The following is a 24,454-nucleotide window of genomic DNA, read 5'->3' on the forward strand; positions in this document are numbered from 1 at the left end:
ATACAACATTGATCCCACATCCATCATTTTCCATCCCCCTTTTGACTTTTACCTTCTCACTTTTAACCTTTGCCTTTCCTCCCCTACTCCGCAACGCTTGCGGACGGAGAAAGCGTCCAATCGTCGATGTTGTAGAAGGTACTGAGTATATTGAGCTCTTCACCTTCTATCCGTTTGTTGAACCCTTGAGTCTCTTTTATCCAGTAAAGAAAAGTCGTCGGCTGATCATGATGCAGAATCTCTTGGTACTCCATCCAGTAAGGTCTTGCATCAAGCGGATTCAGCTCGGCTTTGGCTAGCTCACAAAGCTCATCGATCTTCGGATTTTGGTAACCGGTAAAATTGAAACGGCTTTTTTCCAGATCGGAACCCCAGCTGTCAAGAGGGTCGATTTCAAGTCCGATGGACCATCCGGCCATCCAGGCATCGATTTTTCGCAAACGCAGATTTTCAAAAAAGACATTCGACTCCTGAACATCGAGCTGACAATCGATACCGATCTCCCTGAGATTTTGCTGAATGATGACACTTGCAAAATTCCTTCGTTCATTCCCGGCATTGGTAAAAAGAACAAAACTGAACTTCCTGCCGTTTTTCTCCCGGATACCATCAGGCCCTGGCATCCATCCCTCTTTTTCCAAAAGCCTGATGGATTCAGCGGGATCATAGGAATAAGGAACAACCGCATCGTTGTAAGCCCATTTCAAAGAGGGAGATATATCGGTGCTTGCAACCACCCCGTACTCCCCGAGATAACCGTCGAGAATGGACTGCCTATCGATCGCCAGAGTCAAAGCTCGCCGAACCGTTGCCGAGCCGAACAAAGGGTGCGGTTTTATGGTACCATCTTGATGATACGCATTACGATCAATATTCGACCACCCGACATAGTCATAAACGCGAAGACCGACTGGCTTTATTTCCACAGCGGCTTTTGCGGCTTCGAGCCCGTCAAAATCTTCAGGTTTTATGTTTTCGACAACGTCTACTGCCCCGGTTTGCAACTGTGCGAGACGTACGGTATAATCAGGCACGATTCTGAACATGATACGCGGGATAGTACCGGGCTTGGGAAGATTGCTCATCGGATTTGAAGCCAGAACAATCTGCTGCTGCTTCTGCCAATCCTGAAGCACATAAGGGCCTGCACCAAGCGGGTCCTGGTTGAGTGGTGAATGCCTGAACTCCTGTGGCGGAACCTCTTTCCACACATGTTTTGGAAGCGGAGTCAGAGTAGTATGGAACAAAGCCAGTTGCTCAGGAACCGGTTTGTAAAAGTTGAACACCAAAGTCGTGTCATCAGGCGTTTCGATTGCTTTGTCGAAATCAATTTCTCCTTTTTCTGCGCCGATAAGCTCGGCGAGATACTGCTGACGAGGACTTGCAATAACAGGGTTAGCGTACAGTTCATACGTGAACTTGAAATCATGAGATGTAATAGGAGTACCGTCATTCCAACGTGCATCACTTCTCAGCATATACGTTATCGAACGATGGTCTTCGCTCATCTTCCAGGTTCTGGCAAGAGCTCCTGCTGTTTTCTTACCGGAACCATGTTCAGCACTTTCTCTCAGCTTTTTTTCGAGAGCCACAAAGTTCAAGAGACCTGATGTCGTATCGAACTCACTTTTCAGCAGGCCCGGATAAAGAAGACCGTACACGTTGCGCGACGTCACCGAAGCTCCGATAACCGGATTGAGATAGTTGGCATCACCAAGCATGGCAATCACCAGCGTCGAATCACCAGCGGAGGAACCACTGACTCGTCCTTTTCCGGAACAGCCTGCAAACATCACAGCAAACAATACAGAAATGACGGCAATACCTCTCATGCTTATTTTTCTATTCATAGTCTTTTGCAAAATAGTTACTGCCAAACCGGGTGCTTAGCATTGACTCCCCATCGATCGATCTTTTAATCCTGTCCTCAAGAGCTTCTGCCGCCACATACCCCGAGTGTTGCTGCAGCAGATAGTTGAGAGCGACAACCTCGATGATCACGGTAATATTTTTACCCGGATTGATAGGTAATTGAACCAGCGGTACCTCGACACCGAGAATTCTTGTTGTTTTGGTATCGAGCCCCAAACGTTCGTAGTCTATTCCTTCATTCCATTCCAGCAGTTCAACAACTACCTGCACAACCTTTTTTTCCCTGATCGCCCTTATACCAAAAGCAGCTCTTACGTCGACCACACCAAGACCGCGAATTTCCATAAAATGGTCGATGATGTTATTTCTCGAAGCGATCAATACTTTCTCTCCTTTCCTGTTGATAACAACCGCATCGTCAGCAACCAGCCGATGTCCTCGCTCAACCAGGTCAAGGGCGACTTCCGACTTTCCAAGACCACTTTTTCCAACCAGGAAAACGCCAACCCCGTATACATCGACCATTGAACCATGATACTGCTGATAAACCGAAAATCGATCAACAAGAAAATCGGTAATCAGAAAAATGGTTTTTGTAGAAGCGTTCCGCGTGGCCAAAACTGCAATACCGGCATCTGTAGCCATATCGAGCAAAACCGGATCCAGCTTGTTGTTGCTTGTAAGAATGATGCATGGAACTTTATACTTGACGATATTTTCAAACGCTTTTATCCTCGTCTTGTCATCGAGTTGGTTGAGAAATCTTGTCTCGGTATTACCGAGAATCTGAACCCTTTTGTAGGTAAAGAGATTGGTGAATCCCGCCAGCGCGAGACCTGGACGGTGAAGATCCCTATCGTAAATACGTCTTTTTTGCTCATCGACACTGTTCAACCGACGAAGCTTTATATCGATGCTCTTGTTGATATTTTCAATAAAATACTCAACGGTCATCGACCGCCTTTTCAAGCCTTTTTGATCAAAGTTCATGGTAGTAAACAAGCTAAGAGGTGCATCAAAGAACAACAGGGCCGGATCTCCGGCCCTGTTGCTTGAAAATTACCTGTGATTCTGCAGCTTTTCCTTATGTTTCCTCAACTGTCTCCCCAGTGAATCCACACAACTGTCGATTGCCTGCTCATACTTTGCCGCCGCTTCTTTGGCAACAAGAACGTTCTGAGGAATGTGGACCGTTATTTCCGCAAGCTTGTTTTTCTCAAAGTCGTTTTTCTGATGGTCGAGCACTACATGACAGTTGACAATACCCGAAAAGACCTTGTCCAACGCCTGAACGGCATCACGTGCATATTGCTCTATTTCACGATGGTTATTTGTATGTCGTAAGGTAACCTGTATGTTTACCGCTTCTTTTACTTCCGTCCTTGCCATAGACACCCTCCTTTTAAAAAATATGTATGAAAAACAGAAAAGAACATTAGGGAAAACTCAAGTACCTGGATGTTCATGCCCTTGGATGGGCTTTCTCATAGACTTCCCTCACCCTCCCAAAGGTTACATGCGTGTATATTTCCGTAGTGGTAAGATTGGTGTGGCCCAGCATCTCGCTTACACTTTTCAGATCAGCCCCGTTGTTCAGCATGTGCGTTGCGAAACTATGTCGCAGAACATGTGGATTTTTATACTTGAGCTCCGTGACCGCCGACAAATATTTTTTTGTAACTCTCTGAACAAGAACAGGATAAATACCCGTACCTTTTTTTGTTACAAAAACATATGCGGTGTCGGGATTCCCCTTATTTTTTATTCTAAAGAAGTTTCGTCTGACTTCAAAATAATTTTTCAGTGCCTTTGCTGCATGGCTCCCCAGTGGCACTATACGTTGTTTATTTCCCTTACCTGTTATTCTCATGAAGCCCTGTTCGAGGTTGACATGTTCGTGCTCGAGGCCGACAAGCTCCGATATACGCAGCCCACAACCATAGAGAATTTCAAGCATCGCCCTGTCCCGGCTCAAGGTAAACCGCTCTGCATGATCATCCTTTTTCCGAGAACCGGTAACAGGAGGAACAGATGAAACGAGAATCTCTTCGAAAAGACTCACTGTCTGCTCTTCATTGAGAAAGCCGGGAACGTTTTTGTTGAAACGGGGAGTGGAAACCTGTGCTGGAATCGAAACCTTCACCGCACCGGTTTCAAGAAGAAAATTATAAAAACTTTTGACCGCTGCCAGCTTTCTCGCAATGGATTTAGGCTGTAAACCCTCTCGCAGCAAATATCCGAGAAAAAGACGGACATCGAGTACTGTAACCGATCCGGGGTCTCTATCCAATGTATCTTTGCTGCCGTAATGATCGGCAAGGAAATCGTAAAACTGTGAAAGATCTTTTCGGTAAGCCTTGCAGGTATGCGCCGAATACTGCCTCTGCCCTCTCATGTAATCAAGAAAAGCATCGAGACCACGGTATGTTGCATTTGCTTCGGAAGCTGCTGGTTTCTCCTTTTTTTTCATTGAAGACGCACGGAGATCAGTTCATTCATACCTCGGATATAGTATAATATAACGCCACGAAGCAAAAAATAATTCACAGAGGGAACCGTTGTACGACTGGCAAGGGTATCTTCGTATACCTTGATACTGTCGCGAAACGCCTCGATAGTTGCATCGAACGTTTTACCATCTTCTGCAGGAGAATGGGTAACGGTAACAAGCAGACGGTCATGCTCGATAGATTCATAAAAACCCTCGACGAGCGAGCCGGCCCCCGTACCGCCGGGATTCTGCATCACGGGAAGTTCGATTTTCTGCAAAGCTTCATCGCTTAACGCTCCCATGCGCATTTTGTTTGCTTTTGCCGCATCGTCGCCAATAGTCTCGAGGACTTCCCCGCTCTTGAAATCGAGCAGAAAATAGCTTCTTTCAGGAAATCCTGCGAAAGACCCTGCCGCGTAAACCAGCATGCCGTCATCGAGGTTCGCGACAAAAGCCGCTTCGGGTCTGGCCCAGACCACATCTGCCTTACGAGGATCCACAGCCCAGATCCCCTTGTGCTCCGGACTGTTGTCCTGGTAACCATGAATATAGAATAGATTGCCTCTTACAGTTTCAAGACCGGTCATACAGCTCTCCCCGATCATCCCCTGAACATGATCACTAAGTGAAAAGTCCTTGAGAATTTCTTTGCCGGATGCGAGTGAAAGACAGGTAAAACTTGTTTTACCGACTTCTTGCAGCCGGTTTTCGCAGACAAGCAGGTCCGGTTCGAGAAACATAATCCGCCATAACCGGGCATTCCCGGAAGGTAAATACCGCCAAAGAGGAACACTTTGTTCAGGCATTATCTTCAATGGATTTAGACAATCTGTAAATATTGACCGGTATGACCTGTTTGCCCTTACTGAAACTCCTGGCATAGCTGGTAACGGAAAACCCGTTTTCGAATGCAAGGTCGAGAAACTGCTCGGCGAGCCTTCTTCTTGGATCGGCAATATAGGCGCATCCTTCCGGCTTGACCAGTTTATCGACAGCATGCACGATAGGCAGTAAATTCACTCTTTCATACAATACATCGGCGGCAAAGAGCACATCGAAACGATCCTGCAGATGAATACACCGCCAATCAAGCTGCGCCGTGTCCAGCGAAACATCATTTTTCAATGAATTCAGTTGTATAAAGCGAAGAGCCTCTAAGGAATAGTCCGTTGAAAGCACATCAGCCCCTCTTGATGCAGCGACAACGCTCGCCACACCGACACCTGCCCCGATTTCAATGATTTTCTTCTCGCCAACAGCAAGCTCGTCCACAATAAATTCCGAAAGTGTTACGGCTGCCGGCCATATTTCCGCCCAGTATGGCATTTGTTCATCTTTGACGAAATCCTCAGGGGATATTCTGTCAAGCAAGGCATAACTGTCACGTACACTAACGAACGTGAACGCCTTGTCCACAATGGTATAATGGTTTGTTTCGAGATCGTACTCTTTCGACAACTCATCAAAAACAGCCGCCATGTTCTGTTCCGTCCCTATCATGTTTCGGTGGCAATCAAAAGCTTATTTTTATTCGTTCATTGCAGAAAGCTTGAATGTACGGAAAATCAAAGAGAGAATTCTATTTTAACCCGAAAACTCACAAAACGTATCATAACAGAGAATCGGAAACGTAAAAACAGCTACACATGAAAAAAGAACTCCTCGAAGTATTCGACAACCAGTTTCCTGACAGAAACTACACGATTGAAATAGTGAATCCTGAATTCACATCGGTCTGTCCGAAAACAGGGCTACCTGACTTCGGGACCATCACGATCCGTTACATCCCGGATAAATCCTGTGTCGAGCTCAAATCATTGAAATACTATTATCTCGAATTTCGCAATGCCGGTATTTTCTATGAAAATATCACGAACACTATTCTTGATCATATGATCGAAGTACTCGAGCCAAGGGAACTGACCGTGAAGACAGAGTGGAAAGCGAGAGGTGGAATCACTGAAACCGTAACGGCTTCTTATAGCTCACAGCAACAATAAAACCGGCATTGATGCATTGGTAGCGGCAATGTCGAAAGCTGGCGATTTGTTGCCAAATACTGTATCATAAAAAACCCCGGAGCAGGACTCCGGGGTTTTTTCACTATCATCACATCTAATCAATCTATAGCTAATCCATGTACTAATAATTGGCATTGATGTAGTCGATCAAAGTCTGAACATCTTTCTTTCTGATACCGGAGTTCGGTACAGCTTTCATTTCCAGGACAATTTTTTCTGTCTCGCCTTTCTTTCTGTACTCACCAAGCTTGACCTCGACGGATTTGATTGCATGGCACCTTGTACATTTTCTCTGGAACAGCTTATTTGCAGCAGCAAGATCTTTACCGGCCATCGCAACCTGCTCGGTTTTGACAGTCTCTTCAGTTTTGACAGTTTCTTCAACCACCGCAACTTCACCTTCGCTGCTAACTGCTTCTTCGATAACCTCTTCCTCCACAGCAGCAGTTTCTTCTTCAACGGGTTGATCCTCGATATTTTCGAAATCTTCACCTTCATTGAATGCATCGAGCTGCCTTACCGTACGGATATATTTGCCTTCCATGGTGGTTGTACGGCCTTTTTCCCACACAACTTCGAGGCTGATGAACATCACAGCAACAATAACAAAAATGCTGACGGGCATGCTCACAACCCATCTATCGCTAACCCTTGCAGACATCTTGCCGAGTCCCCAGATGATCAGAGAAGCGAAAAAGATCAGGAGAAACCACCCCATAAACGACTTCAGTGGGGTCAGGATCGGGGAGATATTCTCAGCAGGTGTTTGATAACCTGTCAAAAACGATGTAAAGAAGAACAATACACCCATCAATACGGCACCACCAATGGCTAGTGCATAAAGCTTACCATTTGATTTGTTATCCATGACAGCTAAAAATTTGGTGTTAGCGGTTTACGAATAATTTTAAAAATTAAGATAATCAATATTCGTCAAGCGACAAATAAAATAACCAATTAACCACCCGTTCACCGTTATAATTCGCATAGGTACTCCGTCGCTATAAATCCCGAATCCTGAAGGTTTTGTACAGACCTTGACGATGGTTATTTTTCTTGAACAGATCTTCTCTTCAACCTATTTGCTCCCCTGATGATTACCTCAACGACAAGCGTAGTCGACTACGAAAAAGCAAAACTCGATTTTGATTTACTTCTGGAATGTTTCCGGGAAGTGCTCCACAATTTCGGAGAAAAAAAGCTTGCCGAGCACCTCTCCTGGAAAGACGGAACTCTGGCCCTGAATCGCCTGCCCAATGTAGGACGGGGAGTTCAGGCATATTCTATTGTCTTCCAGTTACTCAACATGGCTGAGGAAAATTCGGCCGCACAACTCCGAAGACATCTTGAGACCCAGGAGGGCACCGCATCTCTTTCCGGTCTCTGGGGTGACGCCCTGATTCATCTTCGAAAAATCGGGCTCACGGAAACCCGCATAGCGGAAGAACTTTCGGACATTTTTGTAGAGCCTGTGCTGACAGCTCATCCTACCGAGGCAAAGCGGAGAACAGTGCTCGAACAGCACCGGGAACTTTATCTGCTTCTCGTGAAACTTGAAAACCAGATGTGGACCCCCGCCGAACGGGAGGATATCCGAAAAGAAATGAAGGTTGTTCTGGAAAGATTGTGGAGAACCGGTGAAATTTTGTTTGAAAAACCATCCGTAGCAGCCGAACGCCAAAATGTCATTCACTATCTTTACAATATCTTCCCATCCGTCCTCCCCATGCTCGACAAGCGGCTGGTCCAGGCATGGACAAGCGCAGGCTTTGATGCCGGTATTCTGGACGATCCGCGAAACTTTCCGCGTCTTTGTTTCGGAAGCTGGGTAGGTGGGGACCGTGACGGTCACCCGTTTGTCACACCCGAGGTTACCCGTCAGACACTGATTGAAATGCGGCAGTACGCCCTGAGGCTGGTGCACCATCACCTCTTTCAGCTTGCTTCCCGGCTCAGCCTTTCCGAACGTTTTCAGTCCCCCACCCCGGCAATGATACAACGTATAGAACAACTCACGGAGATGACCGGGGAAAAAGGAGATACCGCTGCCGAAAAGAACCCCAAAGAACCCTGGCGCCAGTTCCTCAATCTGATGATAGCCGCGCTCCCCCCGGAGCCTGACGAGCATGAATCCTATGATGAAACCGCACCACCGGGAATCTATACGCACCAGGGTGAACTGCTTTCGGACCTTGAACTCCTCAGGGATGCTCTTCTTGCCATTGGGGCCGATAACATTGCCAAAACCGAAGTCTCTCCGGTTTACCGGATCGTGCAAACTTTCGGATTTTATCTTGGCAAACTCGATATCAGGCAAAACAGCCGCTTTCACGATCTCGCCCTTTCTCAACTCATGACCGCAGCCGGATTGAACGGCGGAGACTTCCCCGACTGGAGCGAGGAAAAACGCATCGCATTTCTTAACAGCGAGCTCCTTTCGCCACGTCCTTTCACCCATCCCGATATGACTGTCGGATCCGAAGCCGCAACACTTCTGCGCTGTTACCGCACGCTCGGAGACCACCTGAAACGGTATGGGCAAGACGGCATAGGTTCATTGATCGTCAGCATGACACGAAATGTTTCCGATCTGCTCGTGATATATCTTTTTGCAAGAGAAGTCGGCCTGATGACCACATACGAAGGGAAGGATGCCTGCATGGTTCCCGTAGTACCTCTTTTTGAAACCATTGATGATCTGAAAAAAAGCCCGGAGATTCTCCGCGGCTTCCTTGACCATCCCCTTACAATCAGAAGCACCGCCTATCAGCAGGAAAAAAATGGTCGCAAGAAGCCCCTCCAGCAAGTCATGGTAGGGTACAGCGACAGCAACAAGGACGGCGGTATCGGAGCAAGTCTCTGGAATCTCTACCGGGCTGAAGAACAACTCCTCGAAACCGGCCGCAAGCGGGGAGTCGACATTCTTTTTTTTCATGGCCGAGGCGGCAGCATCAGCCGAGGTGCAGGGCCAACACACCGCTTCATCAGAGCCCAGCCACACGGCTCACTCGAAGCCGGCCTCCGGGTAACCGAACAGGGAGAAACCATTGCCCAGAAATACGCAAACAGAATCAGTGCAACTTACAACCTTGAACTCTTCATGGCAGGCGTTGCCGAAGCAAGGCTCGCCCATCGTGAAAGCCGGAAAAGCCCGTTAGAGGTCGAACAAATAATAGATTTTCTCGCGGAAGAAAGCAACAGGGCTTACCGAGAACTTATCGATACGGAAGGCCTCCTTGACTTTTTCCATCAGGCTACCCCGATCGATATCATAGAATCGAGCAGGATCGGCTCCCGCCCTTCGCGTAGAAGCGGGAAACAAAGTCTCGACGACCTGCGTGCAATACCCTGGGTATTCAGCTGGAACCAGGCTCGTTTTGCCATATCCGGATGGTACGGTTTCGGGACCGCTTTGAAAAAGCTCCGAGACACACGACCGGATGCATTCGATATCATCAGGGGAAAAGATTTTTCCTGGGCCCCGCTCCGCTACATTGCAAGCAACGTCGCAACGAGTGTTGCAACCGTAGATCCCGAAATCATGCAGGAGTATGCCTTGCTTGTCGAACAGCCCGAGCCCCGGCAAAGAATTCTCGACACTATCACTGCTGAATACCTTAGAACAAAACAGTTTCTCGACTTGCTTTACGACGGCTCCCTCGAAGAAACATTTTTCAATGTGTTCCGCTTTATCAGGGTGCGCCAAGACGGACTAAGCGCACTGCACCGCCTCCAGATAGACCTGTTGAAAAGGTGGAGAGATCATAAAAAGTCGGGAAAAGAGAAAGAAGCCGAAGCCATGCTGCCGGAACTGCTGCTCACGGTCAACGCCATTGCGAGCGGGCTGAGATCGACAGGTTAAACCAACAAAAACTGGATATTTACGGTTTTTATCACTATCTATCATGAAGAAAGAATGCCGTAATTCCAACTTGTCACCTCATGCTCTCTCAGCTCAGCGCTGCCGCCCTAATCGGGATAGATGCTCTCAAAGTAGAGGTCGAAACCAACGTTTCAGGAGGCCTGCCTTCATTTACTGTTGTCGGCCTGCCGGACAACGCCATACGCGAAAGTCGGGAAAGAATCCTGACCGCAATAAAGAACTCGGGCTTCAACCTTCCGCCCAAAAAAATCACGGTGAATCTTGCACCCGCCGATGTGAAAAAAGAAGGTACCGCTTTCGACCTTTCGATCGCGATCGGACTGCTCGGTTCACTGCAGGAAGTAAGCAATAAGCTCGAAGAAACGCTTATCATCGGGGAACTGGCTCTCGATGGATCACTCAGGCGCATCAACGGAGCTCTGCCCATAGCGATGATGGCCTCGAGAGAAAACCTCAAGCGGATCATCCTGCCCCTGGTCAATGCAGAAGAAGCGGCGATAGCGGTCGCCGCCTCACAATCGACCATAGAAGTGCACGGTGTAGAAACTCTTTCCGACACTGTCAGCCTGCTGAGAGATCCCTCTCATTGCAAGCCCATGGAAGTTGACGTGGAAAGACTTTTTCAGGATCATCCCGAATATCCGGTTGATTTCGCCGATATCAAAGGTCAGGCAACCGCCAAAAAAGCGATGGAAATCGCAGCTGCAGGAGGCCATAACCTCATTATGATCGGCCCGCCCGGAAGCGGCAAGACGCTTCTTGCAAAAGCACTGCCCGGCATTCTTCCCCCATTGAATTTCGAGGAATCACTCGAAACGACAAAGATTTACTCGGTTGCAGACAAGCTGAGCAATGGAAAACCGCTCATGACCCACCGTCCTTTCCGCAACCCGCACCATACAACAAGCAATGTTGCACTGATCGGCGGCGGCACGATGGCAAAACCCGGTGAAGTCAGCCTCGCCCACAATGGAGTCCTTTTTCTCGACGAGCTACCGGAGTTTACAAGAAATGCCCTCGAAGTCCTTCGCCAACCGCTTGAAGACAATGAGGTAACCGTTTCACGCATTTCTCTCACTACGAACTATCCGGCCTGTTTCATGCTGGTGGCCGCGATGAACCCAAGTCCGGCTGGAGCCCTCAAAGACCAGGACGGCAACCTGACCGCCACACCGCAGCAGATTCAACGATACCTGTCGAAAATCTCCGGCCCCCTGCTCGACCGGATAGACATCCATATCGACGTTCCCAAAGTTGACAATCTGGAACTGTTTTCAACAGCAAAAGGGGAAAGCTCGGAGGTGATTCGCAACCGGGTCATAACCGCGCGAGAAAAGCAGGCAAATCGTTTTAGCGAAGGAAACGCTCCCGGCATTCACGCAAACGCCCAGATGACAACCAGGCTCATCAAAAAGTTTTGCCCGCTCGACAAACCCTGCGCCACGAAGCTCATGGAAGCCATGGAACGGCTGAACCTGTCAGCCCGAGCCCACGACCGCATTCTCAAAGTCAGCCGAACCATCGCCGACCTCGACGGATCGGACAACATCGAAATGCCCCACCTGATCCAGGCGATACAGTATAGAAGCCTCGACAGGGATTTCTGGAATTACTGAAGGAAAAAGCTGCTGCGCAATTCGATAACTGCGTTGCACGGTACTCGGAATCCTCATGTACCCTTAAGTACACTCCGGTTCCTGTGTGCCGTTCGCCTTGTTCTCAAACCGCTCGCGACGTTTTTTCGTCGAAGCCAAAAATTGTCGATTTGATGTATAATCTCCACCTCTAATCGTAATCGGAAATCAGGACAGCCTCTTTAGCTTGTACACACTCTTTAATCTTGAATAAAATGCTTCATTTTCTAAGGCGTTATTTGAAAAAAACTGCTGCGCGATCTTTCGAGGTAGGCGGAAAAAAACTTGCAAAAAAGTATCCAATTAGATACAATAAGTAGGGACAGATGAATACTTTTATTCGATCAAACGAATTTGACCGATGGCTTTCCAACCTTTCAGACCAGAAAGCAAAAGCAAGAATCCTGGCAAGACTTCGGAGTGCGATGCATGGCAATTTCGGTGATTGTGAGCCTGTCGGCGAAGGCGTATCGGAAATGCGCATCCATGTCGGAGCAGGTTATCGAGTATACTACACTCGAACAGGAACTACCGTTTACTTCCTGCTAGGCGGGGGCAGCAAGTCAACTCAGCGAAAAGATATCAAGAACCTAAAAAAACTAGCCAGGAAAATCAAGGAGACAGAACAGTGAATAGCGAGTTTGCGACATTCGACATAGCCGATTATCTGGATAACGAAGAGGTCATTACCGAATATCTTTCCGCTGCAACGGAAGATCCGAATCCTGATGTTTTTATTGCCGCTCTCGGTGACGTTGCTAAAGCCCGAGGCATGACACAGATCGCCAAAGATTCGGGTTTAGGCAGGGAGAGTTTATATAAAGCGTTAAGCGCAGGATCACATCCACGATTTGAAACAATCAACGCTGTCCTTCATGCCCTTGGTGTAAAGATTGCCATCATTCCAGCCGATAGGAGACAGAAAAAGACTTCGTAAATGTCTTACAATTTGTTGGGGATATTGAATTGTGCAAGCGCCACTGGCGAAAGAAAAATAGACGGGGCCTATTGCTCTTAATGCAATTCCGAGAATAGAATGCAAGATCCTTAATAATCTTGAAGAAAGAACATTCCATACAATGAAATTAGGGCACCCTCAATCATGGATAACAATGAGCTGACCGCGGCACTTGAAAAAATATTGGATCGATATCTGGACGCATGGAATAAGAAAGACCTCAAAACGCTCGATCGGCTTTCCGCTGATGACGGGGAATTTTATGGATCGGATCCGGAAGAAGTTATGGACAAGCAAGCATTGATGGCAATGTTTTCCAGGTTTTTCGAGGATACGACAAGCTCTTATTTGTATACCGTTGACTCAAGAAAGATCCGAATTACTCCTGACGGGAAATCGGCGATAATCATGGAAAGAATCACCTTTCTGGAATGGAGTCCGAAAATACCGATGTGCCAAACATTGCATGTAATCAATACAAACGGTCACTGGACAATCGACTTTATCTGCTGGGGATTCGTCATAAAAAATGATGATGTAGGAAAATTAAACGACGTGCTGTGAAGAGTACAAAAAAGAAAGCCTTATAAAATAGGGTATTTGCAATGTTTGAGAAGCAATAGATTAAGTAAGTAATGTTGAACATCCCATATGTCTCGAAACGTTGAAATAAAAGCCCGTATCGATAACCTCGAAGACCTTGAACGCAAGATCGAGGAAATTGCCGATGGAAAACCTTCTGAAATCATCCAGGACGATACCTTTTTCAGATGTACCAACGGCCGGTTAAAACTGAGGACCTTTTCCAACGGTAGTGGAGAACTGATATTCTATAAACGACCAGACGAATCGGGACCAAAGGAGTGCTTTTATCTGATCTCCAAAACACCCGAACCGGAAACATTGCGGAAAACGCTCGATCTGGCTTATGGTCCAGTCGGCCGTGTTCAAAAACGTCGCATGTTGTATTTTATCGGTAGAACAAGGATTCATTTAGACCGTGTTGAAGGACTGGGCGATTTTCTTGAACTTGAAGTAGTGCTTGCCGACGGCGAGTCTTCCAAAGATGGCGTTGACGAAGCCAAAGCCATTGTATGCCGACTCGGAGTCAACGACTCACAACTGATTGAAGGCGCTTATGTTGATTTGCTGCAACAACATGGCGCACCATAACAAATTCTTACAAACCAGGGAAAGGCCATTTCAGGGTTTCCAAACAAAAGGAATCATCCATGGAAAACAGTTTCACAATATCCACGGATAAAAGCAAATTAGATATCGAAGTTGTCCATGACTATCTGTGCAACAGGTCCTATTGGGGCAAAGGAAGAACAATTGAAACCATACGGAAAAGCATCGACAACTCTTTATGCTTTGGGATGTACGATAAAGCTGCCAATTTTGTTGGGTTTGCGAGAGTCGTGACGGATTATGCAGTTTTTGCCTATTTGATGGACCTCTTTGTTTTAGAGCCTTACAGAAATAGAGGACTTGGAAAAATGCTGGTGGACCATATCGTGAACAACGATCTTTTTAATGATATCCTTCTTTGTTGGCGTCTCGACACATTGGATGCACATGAACTCTATCGAAAGTATGGTTTTCAAGAGCCTGCACATCCTGAAAGAATTATGGAAAGACGATAAATTGCGAACCTGTCGTTTAACTCAGACGGCTAATGTCGGGTATGTTTACAAAGCATTCAACTTCTTTGCCGACATGGTTCCAGCATCGAAACGACCATCACTTTTCCCTCTGCCCTTGCCTGTTTTTGACCAAGAAAACGAGCCAGAACAACAGTATCAACGTCGGAGAGATGTGTAAGACCCTGGGGATATCAAGGGCAACGTATTACCGGTATTGGGAGATCAAGGAAAACTCCTGGTGTATTTCTTGATAAATAACAGGCAAGAGATTGGAAATAAAAAGGGGATGCATTACATTGTATCTACTTACACAAATGTCACTTAGGACCCTTTTAAAGCTATTGAACAACGCCCCCTATTTTAAAGGATACATTGCATGTCGACAAAATCAGAAAAAACCGGATCACGAAAAAGCGGCGGATCACTGATAGCCGCCCTTATGCTTATCTGCGTTATGGTAACCAGCACATTAGTGGCGCAAAACGTTGCCCGGGCAAATGTAATTCAGGTAAAGTATACAGGCTATAAACCAACCGGTGTTTTTGAAACAGAGTTACGATACTTCTACGAAGTCTCCGGGGTACGCTCATACCTGGAGAATATGGAGAAACAACTCTTGGAACAATTCAAAAAAACGCTTCTCTCACAATATCCTGACGACAGGAAACAGGTCGATAAAATGATCGATATTTTGTCGGAAGAATCTTTATCACTCGACGATGTGATAAAAGCTTATATGCCGGTCTATAAAAAATACTATACCATAGAAGAACTACAGGAACTGAACAAGTTCTATTCAACTGATCTGATGCAGAGCATGGTAAAGAAAAACCCATCGATCGCTCAAGAACTTGCACCGATTCAGATGGAGCTGCTCACAGATCACGCTGAGAAGCTGAAAAAACGCTTAACCCAAGCTCTTGAATAAATGAACTGAACGCAACACAAGACGCAGCACAGATCCAGTCAATGAAGTAACAGGGCACATTCTATTCAAGGAAACATCCGATGCCAAAAACCTATACCTATGAATTAACCAAACCACGAAAAGTCAATACGGCTTTAAATCTGCTTTATGCATCACTTGGCATAGGAGTTATCAGTAGCGGCCTTTTCCCAGTTGGACTGGATGAGGTCAATTCGTTCGGTTCTGCTCTCAACGATTCACTCTATACCTTCTTTATCTTCGGTTTGACATTGCTCCTGTATTATATGATTGGAAAGGGAAAAAACTGGGCACGTATCACCTTTCTCGTTTTTTTCATCATGGGCGTTCCGTTATCCATAGTCGTACTACCTATGTACCTGTCACTCTCGGATCCCCCCATCATATCGGGAATCTTGTTTCTTGTTCAGACAGGCATGGATTTGGTTGCCTTGGTTTTTTTATTTCAAGGGGAGTCTTCTGCCTGGTTCAAAGCGATTAAACAATCGAATGTTCATATGACAGAAACAAACGCTCCGATCGATTGATTCGATGTGTGTACGAATATACCCTGGACGATCAAGATGCGAATATGCGACTCACTCGGGAGAAAGACTCTTGCCAAAATGAAGTAGCCGGTTGATCGGGGACATGTCCGAAAGAGGGGGCACATCGAAATTTACATCCGTGCAAATCTATCTGTCACTTCTTTCTCGCCACAACCGCAATGTCGGGAGATTCAGGGCAAAAAGCCGAGCCTGCAACATCAGAGTATAGCTCTTCAATCCTGAATCCACACTCTTCAAACTCCTCTCTGAGTGATTCCCGGCTGAAATATTGCAGCCAGTTATAGACAACACGAGTTCTTGCCTTTTCAATTATCGTGTATTTATCGAGAGTTACTTTTTCTTCCTGATACTTGAATGTGTTCAGGAACCCGTAATAATCATCAGAAGACCAAAAATGATCGAGTTGGTTGTACTCGTACGTCGCAACTTCCTGTCTGCTGTCGAATATGTTCAATGAATGAACATCCAGAAGAACTGATCCGCCAGGGCTCAAAAATGTGAAAAATTTGGAAAGGAGCATCCTTCTTTGTGAAGGGCTCAATGCACAAAAATCGCAAAATATCAATGTAATGAGATCATACCTTTCCTCCGTCTCATACTCCAAATAGTTTTGTTGAACATAGTTGATGTTCAGTTCTTTTTGATGAGCGGTCTCTTTCGCATGTTGTATAGATCTTTCAGAAAAATCGATTCCGGTAACAGAGGAACCACTTTCTGCAAACCGCGTTGTATACAGGCCCGGACCACACCCAAAATCAGCAACATTTGAACCTGAGCCCACCCCGAAATGAGACACTATCCACTGCACCGATCGATCAACGAAAGTTCTTTTTCGGGACGACAGATCAATTGCATCGTTCAAGTGATACTCGAGCATCTTTTTTGAGGTGTGCTCATCGGTCCACAGTTCATCTGCTGTATAGTACTGAAAAGGTAAAGGGCGGGCGTTGATTTTTGCCAGTTCATCAAACATTTTCAATCCAAACAAATTTAAATTAATAGCGGCTGTTGTTCAGTAAACACAAAAAATAAACGAACACCCAATTTTGCCTACTGGTAAAATCTCCTTTTTCTTTGCATCACCATCTCAGCCGAACCTCAAGTTTCTGCCTTAGTCTCCTAAAAAGACGAAATCGAGAGAGAAAGGCAAGGATCTTGAAGCCTGTTCTTCGTTTCCAGTAATCGTTGTATGATAGGAAAAGCGATTACGCAATATCATCGAACGTCATCCCAAGGACGCGAGCAATCGCGGAGTAAACCTCAAGCGAACCCTTTCTCTTGCCGGCTTCGAGTTGCGAGAGATAAGGGACACTTATTCCCACGGCATCTGCAAGTTTTACAACCGCCCGTTCGGGTTTATCCCCCTGTTTGATTACTTGTACAGTCGTTGATACACCTCCCCTCGAGGAGCGATTTCTATGACAAGAATATGTAACTTTTCAATGGCAATTCGAATCTCGCTTGTATCTATAGGTAATGAAACCATAACCCGAACCTGGATCCGGCTTTGATTTCCCAGCTCTGATGAACCCGTTACGCTCGTAGAACCTGTGGTTCCTCACCGCATAATCCGGCGTTTCAAGTAACCACTGTGTATCTTTCGGATACAGCTTCATCACCTCATGTAACAGTGTACTGCCGATTCCCTTTCCCATACAGCTTTCGTGAAGAAAAATCCCGAAAAGTTCGCAATAATCCGTATGGCTCCTGACGATGCAACCGCCGACGATGATACCGTCAACAACGCATTTGAAATAGTCATGCATATCAATCCAGCGAGTATGAGCCTCGATACTGTCGTGCCCCGGAGGACCCTCGAAACCCCGAGCTGCCGGCCTATACCTCTTATCGTCGAGGAATGCAGATACCGCCGCCGATCGCAAAAGCTCTGCATCCGGCCCTACAGCTTTCTCAATCACCATCATGAGCCATTCTCCAAACCGCAGGCATCATCAGCTCGGGATACGACCTTTTAATTCCCATGATTGTATTCTCGAGCATCTCTTGCGTTGAGTTTATTGAACAGAGGGACGATTTGTTTTGGAAACAACCGTCCGAGGATGAACAAATAAGCGGCCATTTTCACACGGATCTCCTCCTTTCCCTTATTGAGCTCTTTCAAGGCAATGGCAGCCGCCTCACTCGCACTCATGGCGGTCACAGGGGCTTGTCCTTCCTGAAACGGGGTATCGACTGCTGGATAGAAAATTTCAACGACTTTGATACCCAGTTTTGATAATTCTACCCTCATGCTCTGCGTCATCGAATGCAAGGCTGCTTTGGTTGCACAGTAATTAGACTGAATGGATAGAGGAACATAAACCAAACCAGAAGTGACATTGACTACGGAGCCCTTGTTCTTGACAAGAATCGGCAATAACCGACGGGTTAGCAAAACCGGCGCTATGAAATTCGTTCGCCACTCATCAAAAAGTTTTGTCTCCAGCTCTCCCTCTTTGGCGAATTGATAACGTTTCACGATTCCAGCATTGTTCATCAGCATATTCAGGCCATCGAACTCCCGAGAAATCCTGTCGCACATTACTTCACGCTCATGCTGTTCGGTGATGTCACACTGAATGGTTATCAACTGGGGCTCCTCACTTTTCGCCCTATCCAGCTTTTCCTGCGAACGGCCGCAGATAATCACGGTTGCCTGTTGTGCAACCATCTGTTTCGCCATTTCAAAACCAATACCAGAACTTCCTCCGGTAATTAAAACCGTCCTGTCTGCCTCACCAACCATGGAACCTCCGTCTCACGTTACCTGTTTGCAGGAAAGTTAAGCAGCATGGCGATTCCAAGTCATTGACTCAGGTTAATTTCAGTTTTTTTCTTATGCGGCTGAGTGCCTGCGGTGTTATACCGATAAAGGACGCGATATGATACTGCTTGACCTTACTCTCGAGGTTCGGGTATTCACGCTTACAATTCAGATACCGTGTTGTAGCATCATCGATCAAAAATGACCGTTCCCGCATTTCCTTCACTATATAGACATTCTCTACAAGCTTGAAAACAAATGGATACCATCGAAGATCATTCTCCAGCATCTCCATCAATTCGCTCCAATCGAATTGAAGAATATCGGTATCAACGAGAGCTTCGATGAAAAAGTGTGAAGGGCGTTTTTGTACCAACGCACTATAAGAGACAACAAACGACCCTCTATCGGAAAATCCCTTCGTCAAATCGTGACCTTCGTTATCGATATAATACAGCCGAAACAGACCATTGAGGTTGAAGCCCAGGTATTTGGGGAACTCCCCCGCTCGCTGAAACAATTCACCCTGTTCAAAATGTACAAGGTTAGATTTTTCAAACAGGTTTTGTATCAGCTCATCAGATATATCCGATATCGTTTTCGACGTTGCAGCAAATAGCTCTTTCGCTTTTTCTCTGTTCAATGCACCCGATCGGTTTTGTGATTCCATCAACGTTTTATCGAACGTTCTTCACGCCCCTTCTGCTCCCGGTGCAAGGGTCACCCTCAGGCATACCCTCCAGCCATTGACGCAGTTGGGCGATTCTTTCCCTGGTCAGCCTGGTTTTCTCCAGACAATAGCACATGGGATAGATGCTCCCATATTCCATCTGTTTGTTCTCGGCGGGATAGAGCGACACCAAATGAAGATCCCGGAAAGAAACCCAAGCCTGTTGTGCTTTTTTCAAAGCTGCGGTAAAACGCTTTTCGCCTTTGTGTGCTTTCATCACTTGTCGATAGACCTGATCGAGTTCCTTGTCGGCCTCTTGAGATTCAGCACAGGTTTGTTCACTGAGCTCAGTTTGTGTCTGGGCTGTAGCACATTGCATCATAACCGGCACAGCAAAACCCAGGACAATCAAAACGGGTAACCAGATTTTGTTCATGATGAATTGGATATGGGTTGATCAACTGTACAGATAACAACTGCTTGGTAAAGGCTTCGGAAACCTGTTAAAGACTTTTCCGCATTGCATAATTACACCTGTGAGACAAGTGCTCCGGTGTGTATTCGGTGAACCCGTACTTTCTATACAAGCTCACCGCTTCTTTCAAACAACTGTTTGTTTCAAGAATCATGGTGGAAAAACCCAAAGACCTGGCTACAATGAATGCGTCCTCCATCATTTTTTTACCCAGACCTCTTCCTTTATATTCTGCTTTGAGATACATTTTCCTCAGCTCGCACGTATTCTCGTCGATGGTATAGAGACCATAGGAGCCGACTACCGCACCATTATCTTCAAGTACCTTGAATGCTCCGCCAGAACGTATATACGACTCATCGATATCCTGTATATCGGCATCGGTCTCTTCCGGATTCACTGAAAGCCCATAGTGCTTTAACGCGCTTTCGAGCAAAGCGAAAACCATTGCTTCATCTCCCTGCCTGTATTCCCTGAGAGTACACATATCTTGCAAACAAAGCTTATAGCATAATACGGAAAAAATGCCTCTTGTTTTCAATCCCCGACAGGACACACCAATCGAGGTTTTTCCACGAATACACGGTGACCGGGATCAAACATGTAGAGATCTTCAAGCATCTTGCCGAGAATCGAGGAACTGATATACCTCCTGGACCAGACAAAGCCGTTTGTTTCCGCTTCTGCACAAAGTTCGCGGCGGGCCGTTTCGACGCAACCCCACACAAGCATTTGCTTGCACAACCCGGCAAGCATATCGAGTGCAACATGCTGGTTCAGCAATCTCAGATCTCCGTATGTCGCCTCAGGACTCAGCGTGCGTTTTCTGACTCTGATAATCCGGCCTGAGTCGACATCACTCTTGATATCGACTTTGAGACGCGAAGAGCGATTCATAAAATGAAGAGTGGCTCCGTGCTCTCCATGGTTCTCAATCAAGGGAACATGGTCATACCCTACCCCGCGCAGAACTGGCAGAGCGGGATGAATATTGAGCGGCAGACCGAGAAAATCGAAATCGTCGTAAGAAAAAATGAAATCGTTGTAGAACGAGATGGTAAACAGCCATGATCGTGATCGAAGCTCTTTTCTCAGAGCGGTTTTACCCGTGCCTTTTTTCCAGATCAACTGCTTCGCGTTGGGAAAAAAACCGGAAAACAGGCGAAACCCATCCCCTCCCAAATTGGGGTCACCAAAGAAAAGAATAGTGTCAGTGTTCGAATCAAACCTGAAATCCGACATTCTCTGTTGCACCGTTTTTACAATGTGGCTGTCAACTTGTCGCAGAACCGAGCGAAACATTCATTTTTTCTCCACAGAAACGCTTGACCTCACCGCCAAAGAACACAGCTTTTTCAGGGTCGGTCCGGTCCCAGCTTCGCAATTGATCCTTCAGGTATGTCTTATAAAATACGGTCAGTGCTTCCCTGTCTTCATCCGTCAGCTTCTCTACGATCACTCTACCACCGAAATATCCACTGAGGGATGGTTTCCTCTCCAGGGGAGCATGCATCGGAGTGAAATAACCGTCAATCCGCTTTCTGCCGCTTTGCGTACTTCCGTCCGTTCCACACACGACAAATGTCGCCAATATCTTTCCGTTCAACTCATCGTTGCGAGATTCGAGAAAATCAACGATTCTTTTGTGAACACCGCCAATCCAGATACCTGAACCTACAACAAACCGGTCATATCGGGAAATTACGTCAGAAAAAGAAATGCTTTCGATATCGAGAAGATCGACCGGCCCTTGTATCCCCTCGTGTATCCAACCTGCAGTCTCCTTTGTCGCCCCATATCTGGTTGCATAGATCAAAGCCGTTCGCTTCTCATCACCTTCCGTTAATCTCGCAATATCGCAACCCCAAAAAAGCGCCATCAAGGACACCGAAGAATATTTGCATGCCCTTGCAAGAAACTCCCTCCTGGAAATACAATCAGATGACATAGTATTACAGTGCTCCTGAAAATGTGGTTGACCCAAAACGGGTATAGAGGTTAACAGGCATGTGATTAATCCGAGTAAGTGATTCCCCTGTTATCTCTATAATGATTCATCCCCTCGATGATATCCCGGGCTAACACCCGGTCTTGCGATAACGGTGGCAGGTTATCCACATCGAAAAAATCAATGCCGGATATTTCAATGTTATCGCGAGGAGCTCCCCCTGTTACCTCAGCGGTGAAAAACAACTTGTACAAGCTTACCGGATACTTCGGTGTATAAGGATGACGATCCCTGTCTTTAACCGCGTAGAGAGAAATGACTTTTATTGCAAACCCGGATTCTTCGAGCACCTCTCGGGCAATTCCTTCTTTCGGAGATTCATTTTGATCCGCCCATCCCCCAGGCAACGTCCATTTTCCATTTGACCTCTCCTTCACTAAAAGGACTTTGCTGTCCTTGATCACACAGGCTCGCAAATCAACCTTTGGAGTTGCATAGCCTTTTTCCGGAATAAAAAATTTTTCTATTTCCTCGATCCCCGCTGCACTGACTTTCGAGTAGAGCATCGTACTAATCGCGATGAGCCGCTCATACCTCTCACGGTCGTATGGATCCTTGGTATAGTAAAGACCTGCCTGAGCAATTGCTCTGATTTCTTTAACCAGTTCATGCATTTTTCTGTGATTGCTTTTGCTGTAACAGGACGCTGTTATTCCACCCTCAAGTCGTAAGGCAGCATCGTCATCCTGAACATCCCCCCCGGCTGTTGTTCCAGCTTCAGGAGAAGATCGAGCGTTTGCAATGAACGATCGGCGACGCTTCCCGAAGGGATTTGTTCTCCAAGCATCCTGGCAGTTATTCCGGGGCCGCCGCCGAAAAGATATTCCATCAACCCCTGAGGCTCGGGATAGAGTTTCAATCCGGGAACTTTTGCGGAATCCATTTCAGCCATCGCTCGAGCAGCGAAGAGCGCATCCTGTAGCCCGCCGATCCGGTCAACCAACCCTTTTTTAACAGCAAGATCTCCCGTCCAGACTCTGCCGCCTGCAACGGCTTCGACCTCGTTCAGAGTCATTTTCCTCGATCGGGCAACTTTTGCCAGAAAGTCATCGTAAATCCAGCCGGTCGTTTCCATGAACTTCGCCATTCCTTCTTCATCGAGCGGCTTGAAAACCGTGAACCCATCGGCATTTTTTCCTTTGATAACCACCTCACGATTCAAGCCGATCTTCTCCTGTAGCGCGCTTATCTCGGGCTTCAACGCATAGACGCCGATCGAGCCGGTAACGGTAAGCGGTTCGGCGAAGATACTGTCTGCTGCAAGTGCTATCATATATCCCCCCGACGCGGCAACACCTGACATCGAAGCAACTATCGGCTTCTTCACTTTCGCCGAATCGAGAATCTGCAACATATTGGATGAGGCGAGAGCATCACCTCCCGGACTGTCGATACGAAGCACGATAGCCTTGACACTTTCATCATCGAGTGCAGCCTGAACCGAACTTCTGAGAGTTTCTTCGTCAAATCCCTGTTCCGTTCCTCCCGTCATATCATCCTCCAGGCGAACAATCGATCCCGACGCTGTTATCACAGCGATATTTTCTTTCGTCTCGGGTTCGAACGGCCAGGGAATAGAGGCTTTATAACGTGCTCCGCTGACCAGAACATCTTCATCACTTCGCTCTCCGTCTCCCTTTCCAAATGTTTTTTTCAATCCTTCCAGATACTCCCAATGCCCGCTGATTTCATCGACAATTCCGAACTCTTTCGCCTGCTTTGCCGACAAAACCGTTTTTTCATCGATAATGCTTTCATATTCCTCGACAGGAATCCCTCTCCGCTTCGCCACATAGCCTGTATAGGCATCATAAACAGCATCCAGCATCATCTCAACCTGCTCCCTGTACTCCGGGCTCGCTCCAGCTCTTGTAAACGGTTCGACCCCGCTTTTCCATGCCGACCATTGAGCAGCCTGAAAAGAAACCCCGAGCTTTTCAAGCGTTCCTGTATAAAATAGCAGCTCGGCCTTCAAACCATCGAGCAAGAGAAAATTCCCTCGCTCCGCAACAATGGAATCACATGCAGATGCAAGCCACACATCTGCATCAGAAGCACTACCAAGAAAAGCGTTTACCGGTTTCCCGGTTTTTCTCGTCTGCTCGATAGCTCGCTGAATCTGCTGGATCTTCGCAGAGCCTGTTCGTACTCCACGGATGTCGAGCAGGACACTTTTGATTCGTTCATCTTCACCCGCCTGGTCGAGCAGAAACAGAATATCCTGTAAAGACAGTTCTTGCGACTCACGCTCAAAAGGCAGAGAGAACCCGACATCGGTGGTTTCCTTGATGTCTCCGTAAACATCTATTTTCAGTACGAACTCTTCAGGTAGCGATTTCTGCGTCGTAAAGGCCCGGTAAAGACCTATCGCAAGAACAAGAAAAACCAGTACGACAACGATGCAGCCGATCTTTCCTGCACCTATTTTCTTCTTTGCCATTGGATTATGTTATGTTTTCATTTTTCAGTTACACAAACAGCTCTATCGTCTATCAAGTTTCTTATCCGCAAACCAGGTAATGGGTTAACAGGAAACAT

Annotated in this window: 28 protein-coding genes; 10 read left to right on the top strand and 18 right to left on the bottom strand. The window is 46.7% G+C overall.

The genetic code is table 11. The annotated features are described in order from the left end of the window. Window positions 1-83 precede the first annotated feature (83 nt). The 6 genes from CR164_RS09420 to CR164_RS09445 all read right to left on the bottom strand — a co-directional run bounded on the left by CR164_RS09420 (window position 84) and on the right by CR164_RS09445 (window position 5,863). A complete protein-coding gene (locus CR164_RS09420) occupies window positions 84-1,793 on the bottom strand; it encodes a peptide-binding protein (RefSeq protein ID WP_239994531.1) in 1,710 nt (569 codons plus the stop codon). 49 nt (window positions 1,794-1,842) lie between these two features. Beyond that, the gene (hprK, locus tag CR164_RS09425) at window positions 1,843-2,862 is read right to left on the bottom strand and encodes an HPr(Ser) kinase/phosphatase (RefSeq protein WP_110023736.1); all 1,020 of its coding nucleotides are present in this window, start codon (window positions 2,860-2,862) and stop codon (window positions 1,843-1,845) included. A 69-nt stretch (window positions 2,863-2,931) separates the two neighbouring features. Beyond that, on the bottom strand, window positions 2,932-3,261 hold the full coding sequence (hpf, locus tag CR164_RS09430) for a ribosome hibernation-promoting factor, HPF/YfiA family (protein WP_110023737.1): 330 nt from the start codon (window positions 3,259-3,261) through the stop codon (window positions 2,932-2,934). Window positions 3,262-3,334: 73 nt separating this feature from the next. Then, window positions 3,335-4,342, bottom strand: coding sequence for a tyrosine recombinase XerC (locus tag CR164_RS09435; protein ID WP_110023738.1), 1,008 nt, complete (start codon window positions 4,340-4,342; stop codon window positions 3,335-3,337). Further along, entirely contained in the window at window positions 4,339-5,169 is an 831-nt protein-coding gene (locus CR164_RS09440; RefSeq protein WP_161953512.1) for a DUF4905 domain-containing protein, read from the bottom strand. The genes CR164_RS09435 and CR164_RS09440 overlap by 4 nt, the downstream gene beginning before the upstream one ends. After that, the gene (locus CR164_RS09445) at window positions 5,162-5,863 is read right to left on the bottom strand and encodes a class I SAM-dependent methyltransferase (RefSeq protein ID WP_110023740.1); all 702 of its coding nucleotides are present in this window, start codon (window positions 5,861-5,863) and stop codon (window positions 5,162-5,164) included. The genes CR164_RS09440 and CR164_RS09445 overlap by 8 nt, the downstream gene beginning before the upstream one ends. A 146-nt stretch (window positions 5,864-6,009) precedes the next feature. On the opposite strand from CR164_RS09445, the gene queF reads away from it, so the two are divergent. After that, window positions 6,010-6,363, top strand: a complete 354-nt coding sequence (gene queF, locus CR164_RS09450) for a preQ(1) synthase (protein WP_110023741.1) — start codon at window positions 6,010-6,012, stop codon at window positions 6,361-6,363. Window positions 6,364-6,505: 142 nt separating this feature from the next. Here queF and CR164_RS09455 read toward each other — a convergent pair whose 3' ends face one another. After that, window positions 6,506-7,252 (bottom strand): photosystem P840 reaction-center cytochrome c-551, encoded by a 747-nt coding sequence (locus tag CR164_RS09455; RefSeq protein ID WP_110023742.1) that lies wholly within the window; start codon window positions 7,250-7,252, stop codon window positions 6,506-6,508. Window positions 7,253-7,477: 225 nt separating this feature from the next. Here CR164_RS09455 and CR164_RS09460 point away from each other — a divergent pair, with 225 nt between their 5' ends. The 9 genes from CR164_RS09460 (at window position 7,478) to CR164_RS09500 (ending at window position 15,978) form a co-directional block, all read left to right on the top strand. Then, window positions 7,478-10,246: a phosphoenolpyruvate carboxylase gene (locus tag CR164_RS09460; RefSeq protein WP_110023743.1), complete on the top strand. Its 2,769-nt coding sequence runs from the start codon at window positions 7,478-7,480 to the stop codon at window positions 10,244-10,246. A gap of 80 nt (window positions 10,247-10,326) precedes the next feature. Beyond that, a complete protein-coding gene (locus tag CR164_RS09465; protein ID WP_110023744.1) occupies window positions 10,327-11,883 on the top strand; it encodes a YifB family Mg chelatase-like AAA ATPase in 1,557 nt (518 codons plus the stop codon). A 344-nt stretch (window positions 11,884-12,227) separates the two neighbouring features. Further along, window positions 12,228-12,533: a type II toxin-antitoxin system RelE/ParE family toxin gene (locus CR164_RS09470; protein ID WP_110023745.1), complete on the top strand. Its 306-nt coding sequence runs from the start codon at window positions 12,228-12,230 to the stop codon at window positions 12,531-12,533. Next, complete coding sequence (locus CR164_RS09475; protein ID WP_110023746.1) at window positions 12,530-12,838, top strand: addiction module antidote protein; 309 nt, start codon at window positions 12,530-12,532, stop codon at window positions 12,836-12,838. Before CR164_RS09470 ends, CR164_RS09475 begins: the two co-directional genes overlap by 4 nt. Before the next feature lie 165 nt (window positions 12,839-13,003). Further along, on the top strand, window positions 13,004-13,423 hold the full coding sequence (locus tag CR164_RS09480; RefSeq protein WP_110023747.1) for a YybH family protein: 420 nt from the start codon (window positions 13,004-13,006) through the stop codon (window positions 13,421-13,423). 87 nt (window positions 13,424-13,510) lie between these two features. Beyond that, a complete protein-coding gene (locus CR164_RS09485; RefSeq protein ID WP_110023748.1) occupies window positions 13,511-14,032 on the top strand; it encodes a class IV adenylate cyclase in 522 nt (173 codons plus the stop codon). Window positions 14,033-14,091: 59 nt separating this feature from the next. Beyond that, on the top strand, window positions 14,092-14,505 hold the full coding sequence (locus CR164_RS09490; RefSeq protein ID WP_110023749.1) for a GNAT family N-acetyltransferase: 414 nt from the start codon (window positions 14,092-14,094) through the stop codon (window positions 14,503-14,505). A gap of 376 nt (window positions 14,506-14,881) precedes the next feature. Next, window positions 14,882-15,433 (top strand): DUF2059 domain-containing protein, encoded by a 552-nt coding sequence (locus CR164_RS09495; protein ID WP_110023750.1) that lies wholly within the window; start codon window positions 14,882-14,884, stop codon window positions 15,431-15,433. Between the two features lie 80 nt (window positions 15,434-15,513). Continuing rightward, window positions 15,514-15,978 (top strand): hypothetical protein, encoded by a 465-nt coding sequence (locus tag CR164_RS09500; protein ID WP_110023751.1) that lies wholly within the window; start codon window positions 15,514-15,516, stop codon window positions 15,976-15,978. A gap of 154 nt (window positions 15,979-16,132) precedes the next feature. Here CR164_RS09500 and CR164_RS09505 read toward each other — a convergent pair whose 3' ends face one another. The 11 genes from CR164_RS09505 to sppA all read right to left on the bottom strand — a co-directional run bounded on the left by CR164_RS09505 (window position 16,133) and on the right by sppA (window position 24,356). Further along, on the bottom strand, window positions 16,133-16,972 hold the full coding sequence (locus CR164_RS09505; RefSeq protein WP_110023752.1) for a class I SAM-dependent methyltransferase: 840 nt from the start codon (window positions 16,970-16,972) through the stop codon (window positions 16,133-16,135). A gap of 232 nt (window positions 16,973-17,204) precedes the next feature. Then, complete coding sequence (locus CR164_RS13365) at window positions 17,205-17,372, bottom strand: helix-turn-helix domain-containing protein (protein WP_110023753.1); 168 nt, start codon at window positions 17,370-17,372, stop codon at window positions 17,205-17,207. 66 nt (window positions 17,373-17,438) lie between these two features. Further along, window positions 17,439-17,924, bottom strand: a complete 486-nt coding sequence (locus tag CR164_RS09515) for a GNAT family N-acetyltransferase (RefSeq protein ID WP_110023754.1) — start codon at window positions 17,922-17,924, stop codon at window positions 17,439-17,441. 47 nt (window positions 17,925-17,971) lie between these two features. Then, complete coding sequence (locus CR164_RS09520) at window positions 17,972-18,745, bottom strand: SDR family oxidoreductase (RefSeq protein WP_110023755.1); 774 nt, start codon at window positions 18,743-18,745, stop codon at window positions 17,972-17,974. 67 nt (window positions 18,746-18,812) lie between these two features. Further along, window positions 18,813-19,433 (bottom strand): Crp/Fnr family transcriptional regulator, encoded by a 621-nt coding sequence (locus CR164_RS09525; RefSeq protein ID WP_110023756.1) that lies wholly within the window; start codon window positions 19,431-19,433, stop codon window positions 18,813-18,815. Between the two features lie 7 nt (window positions 19,434-19,440). Next, window positions 19,441-19,869 carry a lysozyme inhibitor LprI family protein gene (locus CR164_RS09530; RefSeq protein ID WP_110023757.1) on the bottom strand — a complete coding sequence of 143 codons (429 nt, stop codon included), beginning with the start codon at window positions 19,867-19,869 and terminating at the stop codon, window positions 19,441-19,443. Window positions 19,870-19,936: 67 nt separating this feature from the next. Further along, window positions 19,937-20,395: a GNAT family N-acetyltransferase gene (locus CR164_RS09535; protein ID WP_146204158.1), complete on the bottom strand. Its 459-nt coding sequence runs from the start codon at window positions 20,393-20,395 to the stop codon at window positions 19,937-19,939. A gap of 50 nt (window positions 20,396-20,445) precedes the next feature. Next, on the bottom strand, window positions 20,446-21,150 hold the full coding sequence (locus CR164_RS09540) for a formyl transferase (protein ID WP_110023759.1): 705 nt from the start codon (window positions 21,148-21,150) through the stop codon (window positions 20,446-20,448). 31 nt (window positions 21,151-21,181) lie between these two features. Beyond that, window positions 21,182-21,856 carry a flavodoxin domain-containing protein gene (locus tag CR164_RS09545; RefSeq protein ID WP_239994526.1) on the bottom strand — a complete coding sequence of 225 codons (675 nt, stop codon included), beginning with the start codon at window positions 21,854-21,856 and terminating at the stop codon, window positions 21,182-21,184. 65 nt (window positions 21,857-21,921) lie between these two features. Next, window positions 21,922-22,530, bottom strand: a complete 609-nt coding sequence (locus CR164_RS09550) for an NUDIX hydrolase (protein WP_110023760.1) — start codon at window positions 22,528-22,530, stop codon at window positions 21,922-21,924. A 35-nt stretch (window positions 22,531-22,565) separates the two neighbouring features. Continuing rightward, on the bottom strand, window positions 22,566-24,356 hold the full coding sequence (sppA, locus tag CR164_RS09555) for a signal peptide peptidase SppA (protein ID WP_110023761.1): 1,791 nt from the start codon (window positions 24,354-24,356) through the stop codon (window positions 22,566-22,568). Between the last annotated feature and the right edge of the window lie 98 nt (window positions 24,357-24,454).

This window comes from Prosthecochloris marina, from assembly GCF_003182595.1.
Lineage (GTDB): Bacteria > Bacteroidota > Chlorobiia > Chlorobiales > Chlorobiaceae > Prosthecochloris > Prosthecochloris marina.

What these genes read in the sequence shown, in the direction of transcription:
- CR164_RS09545 (WP_239994526.1), bottom strand. Translation starts at nt 21,856, where the DNA reads ATGTCATCTGATTGTATTTCCAGGAGGGAGTTTCTTGCAAGGGCATGC.
- CR164_RS09540 (WP_110023759.1), bottom strand. Translation starts at nt 21,150, where the DNA reads ATGTCGGATTTCAGGTTTGATTCGAACACTGACACTATTCTTTTCTTT.
- CR164_RS09465 (WP_110023744.1), top strand. Translation starts at nt 10,327, where the DNA reads ATGCTCTCTCAGCTCAGCGCTGCCGCCCTAATCGGGATAGATGCTCTC.
- CR164_RS09515 (WP_110023754.1), bottom strand. Translation starts at nt 17,924, where the DNA reads ATGATGGTGATTGAGAAAGCTGTAGGGCCGGATGCAGAGCTTTTGCGA.
- CR164_RS09520 (WP_110023755.1), bottom strand. Translation starts at nt 18,745, where the DNA reads ATGGTTGGTGAGGCAGACAGGACGGTTTTAATTACCGGAGGAAGTTCT.
- sppA (WP_110023761.1), bottom strand. Translation starts at nt 24,356, where the DNA reads ATGGCAAAGAAGAAAATAGGTGCAGGAAAGATCGGCTGCATCGTTGTC.
- CR164_RS09480 (WP_110023747.1), top strand. Translation starts at nt 13,004, where the DNA reads ATGGATAACAATGAGCTGACCGCGGCACTTGAAAAAATATTGGATCGA.
- CR164_RS09440 (WP_161953512.1), bottom strand. Translation starts at nt 5,169, where the DNA reads ATGCCTGAACAAAGTGTTCCTCTTTGGCGGTATTTACCTTCCGGGAAT.
- hprK (WP_110023736.1), bottom strand. Translation starts at nt 2,862, where the DNA reads ATGAACTTTGATCAAAAAGGCTTGAAAAGGCGGTCGATGACCGTTGAG.
- CR164_RS09530 (WP_110023757.1), bottom strand. Translation starts at nt 19,869, where the DNA reads ATGAACAAAATCTGGTTACCCGTTTTGATTGTCCTGGGTTTTGCTGTG.
- CR164_RS09445 (WP_110023740.1), bottom strand. Translation starts at nt 5,863, where the DNA reads ATGATAGGGACGGAACAGAACATGGCGGCTGTTTTTGATGAGTTGTCG.
- CR164_RS09495 (WP_110023750.1), top strand. Translation starts at nt 14,882, where the DNA reads ATGTCGACAAAATCAGAAAAAACCGGATCACGAAAAAGCGGCGGATCA.
- CR164_RS09485 (WP_110023748.1), top strand. Translation starts at nt 13,511, where the DNA reads ATGTCTCGAAACGTTGAAATAAAAGCCCGTATCGATAACCTCGAAGAC.
- queF (WP_110023741.1), top strand. Translation starts at nt 6,010, where the DNA reads ATGAAAAAAGAACTCCTCGAAGTATTCGACAACCAGTTTCCTGACAGA.
- CR164_RS09550 (WP_110023760.1), bottom strand. Translation starts at nt 22,530, where the DNA reads ATGCATGAACTGGTTAAAGAAATCAGAGCAATTGCTCAGGCAGGTCTT.
- CR164_RS09505 (WP_110023752.1), bottom strand. Translation starts at nt 16,972, where the DNA reads ATGTTTGATGAACTGGCAAAAATCAACGCCCGCCCTTTACCTTTTCAG.
- CR164_RS09470 (WP_110023745.1), top strand. Translation starts at nt 12,228, where the DNA reads ATGAATACTTTTATTCGATCAAACGAATTTGACCGATGGCTTTCCAAC.
- CR164_RS09455 (WP_110023742.1), bottom strand. Translation starts at nt 7,252, where the DNA reads ATGGATAACAAATCAAATGGTAAGCTTTATGCACTAGCCATTGGTGGT.
- CR164_RS09500 (WP_110023751.1), top strand. Translation starts at nt 15,514, where the DNA reads ATGCCAAAAACCTATACCTATGAATTAACCAAACCACGAAAAGTCAAT.
- CR164_RS09535 (WP_146204158.1), bottom strand. Translation starts at nt 20,395, where the DNA reads ATGTGTACTCTCAGGGAATACAGGCAGGGAGATGAAGCAATGGTTTTC.
- CR164_RS09420 (WP_239994531.1), bottom strand. Translation starts at nt 1,793, where the DNA reads ATGTTTGCAGGCTGTTCCGGAAAAGGACGAGTCAGTGGTTCCTCCGCT.
- hpf (WP_110023737.1), bottom strand. Translation starts at nt 3,261, where the DNA reads ATGGCAAGGACGGAAGTAAAAGAAGCGGTAAACATACAGGTTACCTTA.
- CR164_RS09525 (WP_110023756.1), bottom strand. Translation starts at nt 19,433, where the DNA reads ATGGAATCACAAAACCGATCGGGTGCATTGAACAGAGAAAAAGCGAAA.
- CR164_RS09490 (WP_110023749.1), top strand. Translation starts at nt 14,092, where the DNA reads ATGGAAAACAGTTTCACAATATCCACGGATAAAAGCAAATTAGATATC.
- CR164_RS09435 (WP_110023738.1), bottom strand. Translation starts at nt 4,342, where the DNA reads ATGAAAAAAAAGGAGAAACCAGCAGCTTCCGAAGCAAATGCAACATAC.
- CR164_RS09460 (WP_110023743.1), top strand. Translation starts at nt 7,478, where the DNA reads ATGATTACCTCAACGACAAGCGTAGTCGACTACGAAAAAGCAAAACTC.